This is a genomic window from Syntrophorhabdus sp., assembly GCA_012719415.1.
Lineage (GTDB): Bacteria > Desulfobacterota > Syntrophorhabdia > Syntrophorhabdales > Syntrophorhabdaceae > Delta-02.
Genome location: JAAYAK010000137.1, coordinates 20,240 through 37,256 on the forward strand (window position 1 = coordinate 20,240; position 17,017 = coordinate 37,256).

13 protein-coding genes are annotated in these 17,017 nt (G+C 58.3%); 6 read left to right on the top strand and 7 right to left on the bottom strand.

What is annotated here, in order from left to right; genetic code table 11:
* Positions 1-24: 24 nt before the first annotated feature.
* The 3 genes from GXX82_08685 to ligA all read right to left on the bottom strand — a co-directional run bounded on the left by GXX82_08685 (position 25) and on the right by ligA (position 3,464).
* Positions 25-828: a molecular chaperone gene (locus GXX82_08685; GenBank protein ID NLT23108.1), complete on the bottom strand. Its 804-nt coding sequence runs from the start codon at positions 826-828 to the stop codon at positions 25-27.
* A 6-nt stretch (positions 829-834) separates the two neighbouring features.
* The gene (locus GXX82_08690) at positions 835-1,335 is read right to left on the bottom strand and encodes a spore coat protein U domain-containing protein (GenBank protein ID NLT23109.1); all 501 of its coding nucleotides are present in this window, start codon (positions 1,333-1,335) and stop codon (positions 835-837) included.
* Between the two features lie 125 nt (positions 1,336-1,460).
* Positions 1,461-3,464 carry an NAD-dependent DNA ligase LigA gene (gene ligA / locus GXX82_08695; GenBank protein ID NLT23110.1) on the bottom strand — a complete coding sequence of 668 codons (2,004 nt, stop codon included), beginning with the start codon at positions 3,462-3,464 and terminating at the stop codon, positions 1,461-1,463.
* Between the two features lie 218 nt (positions 3,465-3,682).
* On the opposite strand from ligA, the gene GXX82_08700 reads away from it, so the two are divergent.
* From GXX82_08700 to GXX82_08725, 6 genes are all read left to right on the top strand, one after another.
* Positions 3,683-5,731 (top strand): TonB-dependent receptor, encoded by a 2,049-nt coding sequence (locus GXX82_08700; protein ID NLT23111.1) that lies wholly within the window; start codon positions 3,683-3,685, stop codon positions 5,729-5,731.
* Positions 5,732-5,735: 4 nt separating this feature from the next.
* On the top strand, positions 5,736-6,266 hold the full coding sequence (locus GXX82_08705; protein ID NLT23112.1) for a YfiR family protein: 531 nt from the start codon (positions 5,736-5,738) through the stop codon (positions 6,264-6,266).
* On the top strand, positions 6,259-8,634 hold the full coding sequence (locus GXX82_08710) for a PAS domain S-box protein (protein NLT23113.1): 2,376 nt from the start codon (positions 6,259-6,261) through the stop codon (positions 8,632-8,634). The genes GXX82_08705 and GXX82_08710 overlap by 8 nt, the downstream gene beginning before the upstream one ends.
* Positions 8,635-8,854: 220 nt before the next feature.
* Positions 8,855-10,453, top strand: coding sequence for a protein translocase subunit SecD (gene secD, locus GXX82_08715; GenBank protein NLT23114.1), 1,599 nt, complete (start codon positions 8,855-8,857; stop codon positions 10,451-10,453).
* Between the two features lie 13 nt (positions 10,454-10,466).
* On the top strand, positions 10,467-11,366 hold the full coding sequence (gene secF, locus GXX82_08720) for a protein translocase subunit SecF (GenBank protein ID NLT23115.1): 900 nt from the start codon (positions 10,467-10,469) through the stop codon (positions 11,364-11,366).
* 81 nt (positions 11,367-11,447) lie between these two features.
* On the top strand, positions 11,448-13,745 hold the full coding sequence (locus GXX82_08725) for a hypothetical protein (protein NLT23116.1): 2,298 nt from the start codon (positions 11,448-11,450) through the stop codon (positions 13,743-13,745).
* A 25-nt stretch (positions 13,746-13,770) separates the two neighbouring features.
* On the opposite strand, the gene serS is transcribed toward GXX82_08725, so the two are convergent.
* Genes serS through GXX82_08745 form a run of 4 tightly spaced genes read right to left on the bottom strand, consistent with a single transcriptional unit; the run spans position 13,771 to position 16,954 of the window.
* Complete coding sequence (gene serS, locus GXX82_08730) at positions 13,771-15,039, bottom strand: serine--tRNA ligase (GenBank protein ID NLT23117.1); 1,269 nt, start codon at positions 15,037-15,039, stop codon at positions 13,771-13,773.
* On the bottom strand, positions 15,040-15,612 hold the full coding sequence (locus GXX82_08735) for a GerMN domain-containing protein (protein ID NLT23118.1): 573 nt from the start codon (positions 15,610-15,612) through the stop codon (positions 15,040-15,042).
* On the bottom strand, positions 15,609-16,175 hold the full coding sequence (locus GXX82_08740) for a cysteine hydrolase (GenBank protein ID NLT23119.1): 567 nt from the start codon (positions 16,173-16,175) through the stop codon (positions 15,609-15,611). Before GXX82_08740 ends, GXX82_08735 begins: the two co-directional genes overlap by 4 nt.
* On the bottom strand, positions 16,172-16,954 hold the full coding sequence (locus GXX82_08745; protein ID NLT23120.1) for a TatD family hydrolase: 783 nt from the start codon (positions 16,952-16,954) through the stop codon (positions 16,172-16,174). The genes GXX82_08740 and GXX82_08745 overlap by 4 nt, the downstream gene beginning before the upstream one ends.
* Between the last annotated feature and the right edge of the window lie 63 nt (positions 16,955-17,017).

Sequence of the window (17,017 nt, forward strand, 5' to 3'; positions counted from 1 at the left end):
CTTCCGCGCGGATCCGGAACAGGATCATTTGACGGGCGGTCCACACATGCTCCCTGTCACCTCCACCACGTCCTCAAAGGAATTCCTCTCCGTCCTGACAACCGCGCGGAGTCTTGTAAGCCTGGCGCAGAGCGCCTGCGGAATATCGGCCTCATAGGTCCTGGATGAGCCGCTCAGGATATACCAGCCGGTGAGGCTCTTCGAGAATACCTCTTTCTCCCGGGAATCCTGACCGATCATGCTCACGGATTCAATGGTGGTGTGGGCATTGTCGTTGTTCAGAGCGCTGACGAGGACCTTTCCCTTTTCGACCGCCAGGGAGACGCTGAGCTGCTCCCGGGAGTTCTGAAGGGGGCTGAGGAATACGGGTATCCCCACCTTGAACACAAGATCGATCCCTGAGCGCGGCGTTTTCGGGTCTCTGACGGGCAACTCTTCCACGAAGACCCTGTAGGCACGTTCCCGCGACGCGGGGCCGGGCGTTGTTCCCAGGCGCACAAGCCTCTGTTCTCCCTTCCTGACCGTGAAGATCCTGGGGAAGATGACGATGTCGGAGGTATCCTCGTATATGTCTCTGCCGTCCTTATCCTGGGACCATTTGCAGACGCCCGCCTGGAGGGAAAGGTCATGAGCGCTCCTATTCCTTATGACCAGCTTTTGCGCCTTCGTGTTCCTGTCGAACGATACCTTTGTGGGCTGTACGCTGAAACTCTGCGCGCAGGCCGGTGCACAGGAAAACAGAACGATGGCGATAAGCAGGATGAAAGGCGGAACAGGACGATGGCCGGTTTTCTCAACCGGCCATGCCAGGGTGTCTCTCTTCGACATGTTGTTCTAGTACAGCAGTGTGACCGTCAGGGTCTTGCTGTAAGAGCCTGCCTTCAGGGACTGACCGTCTCCCGCCGATATCTTCCCGTTGATCGTGAAGGGGACCTCTGCGTTTGACGCGGCTTCCAGTTCCCCGGCGGTCGACTCCGATTCAGGAAAGACCGTCGAGTAGTCGTCCTTGTAAAGCTGGAACGCGAGCTTGTTGGTCTCGTCCGTGCCGTCGAGCAACATCTGCCGTTCTCCTTCTATGTAAAGCCTGTATTTTGTTCCTGTGACACACCTGTAACTCCACGACGCCTGCGCTATGGTTTCGGTGTTGCTCAGCGGGTCGTGCGGGCCGAATGCGAGATTCGTCCCCTGTGTCAGGAACTCACAGCTTGCGGAACACGTGGCGGATACTTGCAGGTTTGCGGTCTGCGATCCGGCCATGGCGTTCGCGCAGAACCCCGCCCCGACGACGATGAGTGCGAGACAGAACAACCCGGAAAGACTGGTAATGCGTTTCATTGCATCCTCCTTGCTGTTTATTTGTCTCTATTAATGTACGCAAACAGGGTCGAAGGGTTTGTTGACGTGCCCAATCAGACCTGAGAAGTGACGAATCGTTGGGATGTGGAGGGTTTTTGAACTGGCTACGCGAGGAGGTCCATGAATTCCTGTTCCGTGAGTATCGCGAGGCCGAGCTGCCTTGCCTTGTCGAGCTTGGAGCCGGCCTCTTCGCCGGTGACGACGTAGCTGACCTTCTTGCTCACCGACGAGGCGGTCTTAGCGCCGAGTTCCTCGACCTTTGCCCGCGCCTCGTCGCGGGACAGGGACGAGAGGGAGCCGGTGAAGACGAAGGTAAGGCCGGCCAGCTTCCGCGTGCCGCCCCGTTCGTACTCGAGCTTGACGCCGGCGGCCAGGATCCGTGCTATGGTCTCGCGGTTCTTCGGATCGCGGAAGAAGGCGGTGATGCTGCCCGCCGCCTCGGGACCGATCTCGGGTATGGCCAGCAGCATCTGTGTGTCCGCCGCCATGAGCTTGTCGATGGAGTCGAAGCGTTCGGCCAGAAGGTCCGCCGCGTGTTCGCCCACCTGGCGGATGCCCAGCGCGTTGATGAAGCGCGCGAAGGGCCTCTGCTTTGACGCCTCGATGGCGTCGATGATGTTCCCGGCTGATCTGTCGGCCATGCGCGCGAGGCCGGCAAGGGTTTCCTTCCTTATATAATAGAGGTCCGCCACGTCGCGGATGACCTGCCTGTCGACGAGCTGCTCCACGAGCTTCGTCCCCAGGCCGTCGATGTCCATGGCCCGCTTGGAGGCAAAGTGCTCGATGCTCCCCTTGATCTGGGCGGGGCAGTTGATGTTGACGCAGCGCCGAATGGCCTCTCCTGCGGGCCGCACCACCACCTCGCCGCAGACGGGGCATTTTTCGGGCATTCTGAAAGGCCCGGCCCGGCCCGGCCTTCCGGCATCGAGGACCCTGACGACCTCGGGGATGACGTCGCCCGCGCGGGTCACGATGACCCTGTCGCCCACCCTCACGTCCTTTCGCGCTATCTCGTCCTCGTTGTGAAGGGTGGCCCTTGAGACCTCCACCCCGCCCACGGTGACGGGTTTGAGGGCGGCGACGGGGGTTAGGGCACCCGTCCGGCCGACACTGACCAGGATGTCCTCGACCGTCGTCTCCTCTTCGATCGCTTCGAACTTGTAGGCGATGGCCCAGCGGGGTGAGCGCGAGACGGTTCCAAGAGTTGTCTGGTGATCGATCCTGTTCACCTTGATGACGGTGCCGTCTATCTCGTAGGGAATTTCCTCGCGGATGGACCTGATATGGTCGTAGTGGTCCACCACCTCATCGATGGTACGGCAGAGCCGGGTGTTGCCGTTGACCCTGAAGCCCCACGCTTTGAGGCGATCGAGGAATTCCATGTGGGTGGAGAAGGGGGCCTCCGAAACGTTGCCGGGGGCGTAGCAGAATATGTTGAGCTTCCTCGTCGCGGTGACCCTGGGGTCGAGCTGGCGGATGGAGCCTGCCGCCGCGTTTCGCGGATTCGCGAAGAGAGGTTCTCCCGTTTGCTCGCGCTGTCCGTTCAGGGCAAGGAACTCTGTCTTGCCCATGTAGACCTCTCCGCGGACCTCGAGGCGGGACGGCACGGGTGCGTCCCCATCGGTCCGAAGACGCAACGGAATGGCCCGGATCGTGCGCAAGTTCTGTGTCACGTCCTCGCCGACGTTGCCGTCGCCCCGCGTGGACCCCAGGGTGAAGATCCCCTCGATGTAGACGAGCTCCACGGCCAGGCCGTCTATCTTCACCTCCATGACGTATTCGACATCGCTCGTCCCGAGGAGCTTCGTGACGCGTCTGTGGAAATCCCTCACCTCCTCCTCGTCCATGGCGTTCTGCAGGCTCAGCATGGGGATGGAGTGCGGGACCGAGGTGAAGGCATCGAGGGGTCGCGACCCCACCCGCTGCGTCGGTGATGCGGGGTCCGCGAATTCCGGGTGTTCCGTCTCGAGGCGCGTAAGCTCGCGCATGAGGTCGTCGTATTCCCTGTCCGTCACCGCGGGGTCGTCGAGGACATAGTACCGGTAGTTGTGGTACTCCAGCTCCTCCCTGAGGTGCCCGATCCTTTTTTCGATATCTTCCCTGTCCATGCGTTCCTTCCTTCTTATGTCCGGAACCCGCCCGGGGGCCTGTCGATGATGTGTCTATCATATCGCAGGTGTCAATTTGGCGTCCACATATTTGCGGCGATGGTGTACCCGGGTGGTTTGAACGTGCGATATTCGGAGGAATATGGTAAACGATTTCAAAGACGTGCCGATAAGCCAGTTATACGGTGGCCGGCAGCGGCACCGAAGAAGGGACATCTATGAACCACAACAGGGCTGTTGAGGGGCCCAGAGACCGACAGGTCAGGATCGTCACGCTCCGGGTTTTCTTTGTTGTTCTGTTTTCCCTTATCATCGCGCCTGCCTTCGCGGTGGCCGAAGGGGAGGGCAGGGAGCCGTCGGGACTCGCCGCGATGCCCATCGAAGAGTTGATGGGGGTGGAGGTATCGACGGTACTCGGCGCGTCGCGGTACGAGCAGAGGATATCGGATGCTCCCGCCTCCATCAGCATCATCACCTCCCAGGACATAAAGCGCTACGGATACAGGACCATGGCGGACGTTCTCAACAGCGTGCCGGGGTTGTACGTCACGTCCGACAGGAATTACGGGTACCTGGGCGCGGGCGGTTTCCTGAGGCAGGGCGACTACAATACGCGAATGCTGCTGCTTGTCGACGGCCACAGGATGAACAACAACATTTACGATACCGCGGCGGTGGGCAACGATCTCATCCTTGACCTCGACCTCGTGGACCGCATCGAGGTGATACGGGGGCCGGGGTCGTCGCTCTACGGGAGCAACGCCTTCTTCGGTGTCATCAACGTCATAACGAAGGGTGCGGGCCACGTGAGCGGTCTGGAACTATCGGCCGAAGCGGGCAGCTCGGATGCGAACAAGCAGAGGGCCACCTTCGGCCGCGCCTTCGGCAGGGGATTGGAGATGGTGCTGTCGGCGACCCGCTACAGCAGCAGGGGACAGAGCCTGTACTACAAGGAATATGACAGTCCGGCGACGAATTCGGGGCGGTCCGACGGCAATGACCACGAGGGATACTCATCGTTCTTCACCAACCTCAGGATCCACGGCCTCGACGTTCAGGCCGCCTATGGTTCCCGCGCCAAGGGCATCCCCACGGGGGCCTGGGGAACCGTTTTCAATGACGACAGGACGAAGTCGACCGATACCCAGGGCTACATAGACGTCAGGTACCGCAGGGCGCTCAAGGACAACCAGGACCTCTCGGTGAGGGTCTTTTACGATTATTACCGCTATGACGGGAAATACCTCTTCGACTATCCGCCCCTTACCATGAACAGGGACCTTGCGGTGGGCAAATGGTGGGGAACGGAGGCGTTCTACAAGACCCGGATAAAAGACCGGCACACCGTGATAGCGGGATTGGAGTACCGGGATAACCTTGTACAACAGCAAAAGAACTATGACGACAGTCCCCATGCGGTCTACCTTGACGACGACAGGGGATCGTACAGCCTGGGCGCCTACGCCCAGGGAGAGTTCGTAGTCACCGACAGGGTGCTTGTCAATCTGGGCGCCCGGTACGACCACTACAAGGATTTTTCGGGGAGGCTGAACCCCAGGGCCGCGCTCATATGGAACCCCATGGAAAAGACGACGGCGAAGCTCATCTATGGTGAGGCCTATCGCATACCCAACACCTACGAGCTGTACTACACCGACGGGAACGTGACGCAGGGGGCAAACCCCGGCCTCGACCCCGAGACGATCAGGACCTACGAGCTCGTTCTCGAGAAATACGTGAAAGACTTCCGCCTGTGCCTTTCCGGGTTCTACTATGATGTGGAGAATCTTATAAGCCAGCAGATCGACCCCGCCGGGCTCATGGTCTTTGCCAACACGGGAAGGGCCGAGGGTAAGGGTATCCAGTTCGAGATGGAGAGGAAGTGGCTTGCTGGTTTTTCGGGACGGTTCTCCTACTCGTTTCAGGAGGTCTCGAGCGATCAGGACGGCGTTGAGTTTGCGAATTTTCCGAAACATCTCGTCAAGCTCAATGTTTTCGGCCCGGTGATCAGGAACTGGCTCGGCGCGGGAATGGAGATACAGTACGCGAGCGCGCAGAAGAACCTCGACGGTACCCGCGACGGGGGTTACACCCTGGTGAACGCCACGCTGCTCAGTGAGAGGATCTTCAGGGATCTCGACCTCTCTTTCAGCGTTTACAACCTCTTCGATAAGAAGTACAGCAATCCCGGGTCGCGTGAGCATGTCCAGAGCGACATCGAGCAGGATGGCAGGACCTTCAGGCTGAAGGCGACGTACCGGTTCTAGAAAGATGAAGACCCTGTTGATCATAGCGGTCCTTTGGGGATTCGCACTTACGGTCCAGCCGGATTCCCTTCACGCCCAAGTCCGGGAGTTCGGCGAATACGACGTGAAGGCGGTGTTCATGGCGAACTTCTTCAAGTTCGTCGAATGGCCTTCCCCGGTCCGGGAATACAGGATGTGCATTTACGGTTCGGACCCCTTCGGAGAGAGTATGCGGATCGTGGAAGGCATGACGGTGCGGGGACGGACCCTGGAGGTCAGAAGGCCGGCGTCCTTACGTTCCCTCGGCGACTGCCACGTGCTTTTCATCTGCTCATCGGAGAGACGGCGCATCCATACCATTCTCGACGCGGTCAGGGGTATGGACCTCCTGACCGTGGGAGACACGGAGGGTTATGCGCAGGAAGGGGTCATGGTGAATTTCTACATAGAGGCAAGCAAGGTGAAGTTCGAGATCAATCTCAGGTCGATACAAAGCTCCCGCATCACGGTCAGCTCCCAACTCCTTAAGCTGGGAAGGGTGGTGGACGGTGAGTAGGAGCAGGGACCTGCGCTCCCGGGCAATGGCTCTTTTCAGGAATCTGCCCCTGAAGCGCAAGCTCATTCTTATCCATCTCATTTCCACGATAGCCATCCTGGCTTTTGTCGGGACGATCATTACCGTCAACGAGGTGCTGTCCGCGCGGAAGACCTTCATATCCGATTCGGAAGGGCTCATGGAAGGTCTGGCGAAGAACAGTGCGGCGTCCCTCGTCTTCCGCGATCAGAAGGACGCCGAGGAGACCCTGAGGGTCCTTCAGGCGTTTCCCGATGTCCGGTACGCCGCTATCATCGACAAGGCTGGGGCCATGCAGGCCGAGTACAGGCGCGACGCGTCGCCCGGCGAGATTCGCCGGGGGAGGGGACTTGGGAGCGGGTACGGCTTCGGTCTCTCGGAGGCGTGGTTCTCTCGTGCCGTAACGCTGGACAGTGAACGGGTAGGATCTGTTTATCTTCTCCGCGACCTGACGAGGCTCTATGGGAACCTCTATCGGAACATCGGGATCCTGGCCCTTGCCGTCATCGCGTCCCTCGTCATCGGATACTACCTTTCTCTTTACCTCCAGCGGATGGTTACCGACCCCATGACCAGGCTCCTCGGGATGATGAAGACCATCGCCGACAGGCAGCAGTACGAGTTGAGGGCAGATGCGGCGGGGAAGGACGAGATAGGTGACCTCGCGCGGGGTTTCAATGATATGCTTCAAAAGATAGAGGAAAGGGACACGGAACTGACCGCGCACCGCCAGCACCTGGCCGAACTGGTGCGGAAGCGCACGGAGGAGCTCGTCAGGGTGAACGCGGAGTTGACGCGGGAGCTGGAACAGCGTGAAAGGTTCGAGCAAGCCCTCGGCGAATCGGAGAAACGCTACCGTGCCATCTTCGAGAACACGGGCAATGCGAGCATCATTATCGAAGAGGATTCCACGATCTCTCTCGCGAACGCCGAGTTTGCCCGCCTCTCGGGATACGATCTCGATGAGGTGATCGGCAAGAGGTCCTGGACGGAATTCATCCACCCCGACTTCGTGGAGCAGCTGAAGGAGTACCATGCCCTTCGGAGGATGAGCGGTGACGGCATTCCGAGCGGTTACGACGTCAAGGCCGTCGACAGGTCCGGCAGGACGCTTGAGGTGCATCTCACGGTGGGTCTCTTGCCTGACTCCAGGAAGACCATCGCGTCGATCCTTGACATAACGGAATGGAAGGCCATGGAAGTCCAGCTTCTGCAGTCCCGGAAGATGGAGGCCGTGGGACAGCTCGCAGCGGGTGTCGCCCACGATTTCAACAATATCCTGACGGCCATCATCGGCTATGGCAGTGTCCTGCAGATGAGCCTCAGCGCGGAGAGCCCCGAGAGGACATACGTGGATTCCATACTTCACGCCGGGCAGAAGGCCGCCGCGCTCACACAGGGCCTTCTTGCCTTCGGCAGGAAGCAGGTAATAGCTCCCCGGGAGATCGATCTCAACGATGCCGTCAGGAACATGGAGGGGCTTCTGCGGAGAATGATCGGTGAGGACGTGGAGCTGAGGTGCCGTTACCGCCCGGAGGAGACGGTGGTCCTTGCCGACTCCGGGCAGATAGGGCAGGTGCTGATGAACCTGGCGACGAACGCCCGGGACGCGATGCCGGGCGGTGGTCTCCTGTTGATAGAGACATCGGTCGTTACCGTCGGGAGGGACTCCGGAGGGGAGGACGCGGGCATGGAGCCCGGGAGCTATGCCCTTCTCACGGTGAGCGACTCGGGGACGGGCATACCGGAGGAGATCGTGGAGCGCATCTTCGAGCCTTTCTTCACCACAAAGGGGGTGGGGCAGGGGACGGGCCTCGGGCTCTCGATCGTCTACGGGATCGTTACCCAGCACTCCGGGCATGTCCATGTTCGGAGCAAACCGGGAATAGGGACCGTCTTTTCCGTCCATCTTCCTCTCATCAAAGGCGCTCACGCGGCCGCGGTCGATGTGGATCCCTCCATATCGACGGGACTCACCGACGGGACGGAGACGATCCTCCTTGCCGAAGATGACGAAATGGTGCGGAGATTCATCGGGATGGTCCTTACGGAGCGCGGCTACGAGGTCATCGAAGCCCGGGACGGAGAGGAGGCCCTGCGCATCTTCGAAGACCGCGGGGACTCTGTCGACCTGCTCCTTCTCGATGTCGTCATGCCGGGGATGAGCGGGAAGGCGTTCTATGACAACGCCGAAAGGATGAGGCCCGGCGTCAAGGCCATCTTCATGAGCGGCTATACCGCGGACATCATCCACAGGAAGGGCGTGCGGGAGGAAGGGGTACACTTCATCTCGAAGCCCATCATTCAACAGGAACTGATGAGGAAGATCCGGGAAGTGCTGGACGCATAGAACGGTGTTCAAGGCCAAAGAAGGTTCAAGAGTTCAAGGGTTCAAGGGTTCAAGGGGGTTTGGGGGGGGATGGGAAGGCGGGGGCAGATTGGTCCCGGAAGTACCTCGCAGGGCGTTGCCTGTTCGTGAAATTTGTCTTGACAAACAGGGTGTATGGCTGTAATTTGGTTGTACTTTTTGAGCTGGAATTTTGCCGAATCCAACCGAATGAGGTTAATACGTGATCAAGTCACTGAAACTGAGATTCATTCTCATTGCTGTTTTCCTCGTCGTTTCCATCGTTTACTGCCTTCCCAATGTTGTGGAGCTCGAGGGCGTCTGGAAGAAATACCTTCCCAGCGATAAGATCCACCTCGGGCTTGACCTGAAAGGCGGCATGCACCTGCTCCTCGAGCTCGATACGACAAAGCTCATGGACAACATAACCGACCGGCGGGTGAGCGCCCTCAAGGACGGCATGATCTCCGACGGCGTGAGGTTCCTCGGCATAGACAGAAAAGGGAGCAGCATTCACGTCTCTATCAGGCCCGACCAGAAAGAGAAGCTCTTCAATGTTGTGGGGAACAAGTTCCCGGACCTCAAGGCCGGCACGGCGAAGGCGGAAGGGGATCTTTTGAATATCGAGTTCCTTCTGCCCGAGAAAGAGCTTGCCTCGATCAAGGAGAACGCCGTCAACCAGGCCCTGGAGACGATACGCAACAGGATCGACCAGTTCGGTGTGTCGGAGCCTGTGATCGTGAAACAGGGAGAGAACCAGATACTGGTGCAGCTCCCGGGCGTGAAGGACCCCGACAGGGCGCTCGAGCTCATAGGCAGAACGGCACAGCTGGAATTCAAGCTCGTCGACGAAGAGGCCATGAGACAGGGCGGCGAGACCGGGGCAATACCCGCGGGCAGCGAAGTCCTCAAGATCAGGTCCAAGAACAAGGAGACGGGTATTGAGACCACAGCCCCCATCGTTCTGAAGAAACAGGCCGTCCTGACGGGCGAGCTTTTGACGGACGCACGGGTCCACATGGGCAGCGGGGATATCGGCAGCGAGATATCGGTGGGCCTCGAATTCAACAGCGAAGGCGGGAGGATCTTCGACAAGGTGACGGCGGAGAACGTGAACAGGAGACTTGCCATAGTCCTTGACAACACCGTCTATTCGGCACCGCAGATCCGCGAGAGGATCTCCGGCGGCAAGGCGTCCATCACCGGCGGCTTCACGCTCAATGAGGCAAAGGATCTTGCCATCGTGCTTCGGGCGGGCGCCCTCCCGGCGCCGGTGAAGGTGGTGCAGAACATCACCATCGGTCCGACGCTCGGTCAGGACTCGATCAATAAGGGCATGCTGGCCACGCTCCTCGCGACCCTCTTCGTTGTCATATTCATGATCGTCTACTACCGGTATTCGGGCATCATCGCCAATATCGCCCTTGGACTTAACCTCATATATCTGCTCGGTGTGTTCAGCGCCTTCAAGGCCACGATGACCCTGCCCGGCATAGCAGGTATCGCGCTCACCATCGGCATGGGCGTCGATTCCAATGTCCTCATCTTCGAGAGGATACGCGAAGAGCTGCGGTTGGGGAAGACGGTCCGGGCGGCGGTTGACGGGGGCTACGCCAAGGCGTGGGTGGCGATATTCGACTCCCACATCACCACGCTCATCACGGCGGCCGTCCTCTTCATATTCGGAACAGGGCCGATAAAGGGTTTCGCGATAACCCTGATCTTCGGCATGATCATAAATCTCTTTACCGCGGTGTTCGGATCGAAGACCATCTTCGACTGGATACTCGTGAAATTCAAACCCAGAACACTGAGTATATGAGGCGGCGCCCATGATGGAGCTCATTAAAGATACGAAAATAGATTTCATCTCGCTAAGGAAGAAGGCATTTGCCATATCGGCGATACTCGTGGCCGTGGGGATATTCTCTTTTATCATGATCTCTCTCGGCAAGGCCAACCTCAGCATCGACTTCACGGGCGGCACGAACGTGCAGGTGAGGTTCGCCGAGAAGGTCAATATCGGCGACCTGAGGTCCGCCCTGGAGAAGGGCGGTATTGACGATGTGCAGATCCAGGAGGTCAGCGGAACGCGGGATTTTTTCATCAAGACGAAGCTTTCGGACACGGAGAAGGAGTCCCTCACAACGAAGATAACCTCCATCCTGTCGACGCAGTTGAAGGGCGCCAAATTCGAAATGCTGGGAAGCAACATGGTCGGTCCCGGCGTAGGCCAGTCGCTGAAGAAATACGCCATCATCGCCATCGTTCTGGCCCTGCTCGGGATCATCATCTACATTGCCTGGAGGTTTACCTTCCTATCGGGCATCGCGGCGACCATCGCCACCTTCCACGATGTTCTCGTTATAGCGGGGGTTTTCTACTTCCTCAACAAGGAGTTCAATCTCCTCATCATCACAGCTCTTTTGACCATAGCGGGATATTCCCTCCAGGACACGGTCGTTGTCTTTGACCGCATCAGGGAGAACTCGGGCAAGATGAAATCCCGCGAGGATTTTGGCAGTATCATCAACGCGAGCATCAACGAGGTCCTTTCCAGGACGATCGTCACGGGTATCAGTACCCTTATCAGTCTAGCCGCCATTATGATCTTCGGCGGGGAAGTGCTCTTCGATTTCGCCTTCGCGCTTTTTCTTGGCCTCATTGTGGGCACTTACTCTTCGATCTTCGTGGCGAGCCCGATTCTCTATGCATGGCGCCAAAAGATCCGTTAACGGTAACGTTGCCGTTCAGACACCCAGGAAAGATGTAATGCGGACGATCTGCTGCAGACTCGTGCGGCCGGGGGAGATTGCGTGAAGGCGAAGCTGGAAGAGGTCCTGAAGGAGAAGGAGAGGGAACTCAAGCTCTACCGCAGGTTCCTCGACCTCAGGAGCTATTGCGAGAAAAAGGTCTTCCCGCGGATAGACGCTCCCATCGCGGAGCACGTGGAAACCTTGAAGGGCATCATCGAGAAACTCATCCCGGACCCCAAGGACCGCACGGAAGAGATGTTCTCGGGCGAGATCTTCGCCCTCCTCGGGACGATCTACCTCCACGATGTTTCCCTGATGAAGGAGTTCGACTGGCCGCTCAACGGGAACATACTCAACGCCCGGGACATGGATGTGAAGGGCGTCTTCATGAACTACGAGCTGGCGCGGCGCCTCGAGATCCCGGAGGGTGCCGTGGAGGCCATCAATGCCCTGAGCTATGCGCATCTCGTCAAGAAGGTCCCCCTTGAGACGGAGATAACGGATAACACCTCCAAGGCCATAATACGGAACATGAAGGTCTTTGAGTACCTTTTCAACTTCGCCCATCTCCTCGTGGACGTTTTCTTTACCGATCTGTCCCACAACCGCTTGAAGAGGTACAGTGACCACGAACTGGCCTTGAGGCCGGGAGAGGCGGTGCTCGATGTCGACAGCCGGGAGGGGATCATTTCCATAGAGTACAACAGCAGGGTCCCTTATGAAGCGCACATGCTCGAGAGTGTGAAACGGTACGTGGAAAGCATGTTCGTAAGGTTCAAGAACCACGTCAACGGGAAACTCGGATTCCAGTACCGCGAGATCGTGTGGATCATCACCAGCAACTTCTATTACGAACGCGACGTCTTCAGGATACCGAAGGTCTCGCCATACTTCGAATTCGAGGGTGTGCCCGTGCAGCGCTGGGATGAGGCGTCCATCGTCCTCGACAGGCTCTTTAACGAGCGTTCCGTTGTGGTGGCGGGCGAGGTGTCGGCGGGCAAGACCACACTGCTCACGTACTTTGTCCTGCCGCAGCTCACCACTGTACACGAAAACGTCTATTACTGCGAGCTCTGGTCGCAGCCGACAAAGGAATTGCGCGATGTGATAGGAAAGCGCCACAGGATCCCGCGGGTGGACGACCTCGACATAACTTCACTGAGCAAGACACTCCTCAAAAGGGGGCCGTGCTTTTTCATCATCGACGGCCTGGAAAAGATCGTTTTCATGGAACAAGGAGAACGGGAAAAGCTGGTGCGCTTTGTCGAGTTCATGCTCGGGGAGCCGGGGGCCTACTTTGTGCTTTGTGGTGAGAAGGAGACATTCTTTGACTGGTACCGCGTGTTCCAGGGTATGCAGATATCCTCTCTCTATGAGCTGAAGGCCTTCGAGAGGACATCCTACGGGCACAGGCCGGCAAACCCGCGGAGGATAGAAGGCCACGCACGGACCCTTCCCCTCGATGAAGATCTCCCGAGGAGCGCGACCGAGACGGATAGTTTCGTGCGGGAGGCTTTACAGGGGATCGAGAATGACGGCGACCTTGCCCTTATCATGTCGGTCTTTGTGGACGCCGCCGGCCCTATCATGAAAAGGTACGATGTTGACGACATTCACGGCGAGACGGCGATTCCCCACGAGGGGATCATGCCTCTCGTGTCCTCCCTGAAAGAACGCGGGATCCTCCGGGAGGCCGAGTACCAGGGAATTTCCTATTATGTTCTCGCCAACAGGGTTCTCAGGGAACCGCTCTGGCGCATCCTCGATCTCGGCCGGTTCGAGGAGAAGAAGATGCTTCGTAACAGCCTCGGCAATTTTATTGTAAACGAGACCTTTCTTGATGACGAGACCCTGGACCTCGCGGAAAGATGGCAGGACCGGATCGTTATGTCGAAGGAAGAAATGGGTGTCACCCTCGCAAGTCTCATCGCGCGGGGAAGGGATTGGAGGGTCCTTTTCGAAACCGCGAACAGGTCGGAACGGGGCATCGACATCCAACCCATCCTGAAGCTTCTCTACAGTGAAGACGTGGAGAAGAGAAAGGATGCCATCAGCATCCTCGTGGAGATCAACGATAAGGATATGATCAACCCCTTGCTGTTGCACCTCAAGGAAGAGGACGTCCTGGAGATCAAGGACCTTGTCATTCAAGGCATCAGCCAGACGGGCAAGAAGAGGGCCATCATCGCCATCATGAATACCCTGAAGGAGATAGGGGACAGGGACGTGAAGCTCCGAGCCCTCAGCTTTCTCCAAACCCTCTTCGGCGACAACTCCCACAACATCCTCGCCGAGATCAAAGAGATCGAAGAAGACCCGCTCATCACGAAAAGGATCAACGAACTCCTCAGAGCCTGAACCCTTGAACCCTTGAACCGTCTTCCTATCCTATTTTCTCCGCGCCGTGCATGTACGGTCGTAAGGCCTCGGGGATGGTTATTGTGCCGTCTGCGTTCTGGTAGTTCTCCATGACGGCCATGACCGTCCTGCCTATGGCGAGGCCGGAGCCGTTCAGGGTGTGGACGAGCTCCGTCTTTCCTCCCTGCCTGCGGAAGCGGATCTTCGCCCGGCGGGCCTGGAAGTCGGTGAAGCAGCTGCATGAGGATATCTCACGGTAGATGTCCTGCCCGGGGAGCCAGACCTCGATGTCGTAGGTCTTGGCCGAGGAGAACCCGAGGTCTCCTGTGCACAGGGCGCTGACACGGTAATGGATATTGAGCTTCTTGAGAACGTCCTCGGCATCGAGCAGGAGGCCCTCCAGCTCGTCGAAGGAGTTGTCGGGGTGGGCGAACTTGACGAGCTCCACCTTGTTGAACTGGTGCTGGCGCGTAAGCCCCCGGGTGTCCTTCCCGTGGGCCCCCGCTTCCTTGCGGAAACAGGGGGTGTACGAGACATACTTGACGGGGAGTTCCTCTTCCTTGAGTATCTCGTCGGCATGGATGTTGGTCACGGGTACCTCGGCGGTGGGTATGAGGAAGTAGTCCACCCCCTCGAGGTGGAAGAGCTCTTCCTCGAACTTGGGCAACTGGCCCGTGCCCGTCATCGAGGCGCGGTTGACCATGAAGGGAGGCAGCACTTCGGTATATCCGTGCTCCCCGACGTGGAGGTCGAGCATGAAGTTGATAAGGGCCCGCTCGAGGAGTGCCCCCGGGCCCTTGTAGAGGGTGAAACGCGAACCGGTGATCTTGGCGGCACGCTTGAAATCGAGTATGTCGAGGCCCTCGCCGAGGTCCCAGTGGGCCTTCGGTGTGAAGGCGAAGGAAGGCTTCTGACCCCAGGTCTTGACGACCGTGTTATCCTCGTCCGTCGACCCCAGGGGAACCGAGGGGTCCGGTATGTTGGGAATGACGAGGAGAAGCTGCTCCCATTCCTCTTCAACGGCCTTGAGACCGTTCCCTGTCTCCTCGATCCTCCTGCCCAGCGAGCGCTGGTACTCTATCTTATCGGCGGCATCGGCACCGGACTTCCTCAGTTTCGCTATCTCGTTGGAGAGGGTGTTCTTCTCGTTCTTCAACTTCTCCGTTTCCTGGATAAGCCTGCGGCGCTCCCCGTCGAGCTCGACGAGCCTGCCGGCATCGAATGAGGCCTGCCTTTTCGCCAGCGCGGCATTCACCGCCTCTATGTTCTCGCGGATCATTCTTGGGTCGATCATTTAATCCTCCAACATCTGAGAGTTGAACTCTATCGGTTTGTAGGTGTAGACGGTCCCGCCTATGGTAAAGATGGCCTGGCCCGCGGCGAGGAGCTGAACGTCCTTCGCCTTCGTGAAGTTTGCAAGAAAGGAGTTGACGATGGCATAGACCGTCTGTATCTCCATCAGCGGATCGAGTTTCAGAAGGGCTATGTCGGGCGTGAAGTTGAGTATCACCGTTCCCTCCATGTCGGCCGCGAAATCGGTAAGGGAGAGGGTGTCGGGAAGGACCTTGCCCGTCTTGAGGGCCGACATGATGGCATCGGCCTTTTCCCTGTCGGTGAGCGTGTTCTTGACGGGGACGGCTTTCAGGCTCAGCTTTGCCGCCGGGGAAGGATAATAGATCTTGAGCTCGTTCACTTCCGCTACGACCACCGTCTTCGGGGGCCTCGCCAGCCTGGCGTAGCGGTAGGCGAAAAAGCCGGCCGCCGCTGCAACTATGACCACCAGGACAACGATGTAGGGAGTGCGGATGAGTTTCCTGCGCGCCGGGGGTCTTCCCCCGATATAGATGTCCTGCTTCTTCCCTCTCATCGCATGTCTCTTTTGAGCTCCTCGATGAGCTCATTGGAGCTCATTACGCGGAAGATGGGATACAGCACGTTCTTGCGGTAGGCGTCGAGGAAATTCTCATGGATCTCTCTCTTGTAAGCGGCGCTCATGTCCTCGAGGATGATGGTCGCGAAGTCGTTGCATATGGCATCGAGGGCGGTGGCGAGCACACAGAAATGGGTGTTGATCCCTCCCACCGCCACGGTGTCGACGCCAAGGGTCCGGAGCGTCTGGTCGAGGTCTGTCTTAAAGAAGGCGCTGAATCGCCGTTTGTCGAGGACGATGTCCGACGGCTGGGGTTCCAGCTCGGAAAGCGGTTTCGTCCCTTCCGTTCCCCGGATAGCGTGGGGTTTCATGCGGCCTTCGAAGATGAAATCATTTTCCAGGAAGCTGTCGCAGGCAAAGATGACGGGGATATCGAGGCCCCGGACGATCTTGAGGAAGTCCCGGACGACGGGGACGATCTTCTCTTCTTCCTTGATGCCCGTGATGGGTTTGGTGTAGTTGCCTTCCAGCATGTCAACGATGATTATGGCGGGTTTCATGATCTGTCCTTTCGTGGATCCCTGAGAAAGAGGCTGACGAAATTATCTCGCAGGAGTGGCGCCAGTTCACCGGTCTTAACGCCGCGCTCCTTCGCCATGGCCTCGATGGTTATCTTTACATGGGAGGGGATGTTCCGTTTTCCCCGGTGCGGTACGGGTGACAGGAAAGGTGCGTCGGTCTCGGCAAGGAGCCGGTCGACGGGAACGAAACGCACGACGTCCCTCAAGCCTCCGGCGGTCTTGTATGTGACCGTTCCGGGGATGGAGATGAAAAATCCCATGTCCAGGAACTGACGGGCGGCCGGCACGTCGTAGGAGTAGCAGTGGATCACCCCGTAACCCGAAGGGTACTCCTTCTTCAGGATGTCGAGGGTCCGCTCCTTCGACTCGCGAGAGTGGACGATGATGGGCAGTCCGAGTTCCTGTGCCAGACCGAGCTGCCTGATGAAGACCTTCTCCTGGACCTCGCGGGGCGAGTGGTTCTTGAAGAAATCGAGGCCGACCTCCCCGTAACCCACTATCCTGGGATGCCTCGCCGCCTCGCGGATGACGTCCTCGGTCCTTTCGCTGAAGTCCTTCGCGTTATGAGGGTGGATGCCGATGGCCCCGTAGATGAAAGGATACCTCTCGATGAGTCCTCGCACCTTTCCGAAATAAGATTCCTCCGTCCCGACGGTGAGGACATACTCAAGCCCCTCGTCGACACAGTTCCTGACGACAACATCCAGGTCCCTGTCAAAATCCTCCATCTCAAGATGGCAGTGAGAATCAACGAACATGTCTGTTTATAACATGAAGACCGTTCAAGGTTCAAGGAAGTGAAGACCGCGAAGACCGTTTCA

Coding starts and splice junctions, on each gene's coding strand:
- GXX82_08740 (NLT23119.1), bottom strand. CDS start 16,175: ATGAAACCCGCCATAATCATCGTTGACATGCTGGAAGGCAACTACACC.
- GXX82_08735 (NLT23118.1), bottom strand. CDS start 15,612: ATGAGAGGGAAGAAGCAGGACATCTATATCGGGGGAAGACCCCCGGCG.
- GXX82_08745 (NLT23120.1), bottom strand. CDS start 16,954: ATGTTCGTTGATTCTCACTGCCATCTTGAGATGGAGGATTTTGACAGG.
- ligA (NLT23110.1), bottom strand. CDS start 3,464: ATGGACAGGGAAGATATCGAAAAAAGGATCGGGCACCTCAGGGAGGAG.
- secF (NLT23115.1), top strand. CDS start 10,467: ATGGAGCTCATTAAAGATACGAAAATAGATTTCATCTCGCTAAGGAAG.
- GXX82_08700 (NLT23111.1), top strand. CDS start 3,683: ATGAACCACAACAGGGCTGTTGAGGGGCCCAGAGACCGACAGGTCAGG.
- serS (NLT23117.1), bottom strand. CDS start 15,039: ATGATCGACCCAAGAATGATCCGCGAGAACATAGAGGCGGTGAATGCC.
- GXX82_08705 (NLT23112.1), top strand. CDS start 5,736: ATGAAGACCCTGTTGATCATAGCGGTCCTTTGGGGATTCGCACTTACG.
- GXX82_08685 (NLT23108.1), bottom strand. CDS start 828: ATGTCGAAGAGAGACACCCTGGCATGGCCGGTTGAGAAAACCGGCCAT.
- GXX82_08690 (NLT23109.1), bottom strand. CDS start 1,335: ATGAAACGCATTACCAGTCTTTCCGGGTTGTTCTGTCTCGCACTCATC.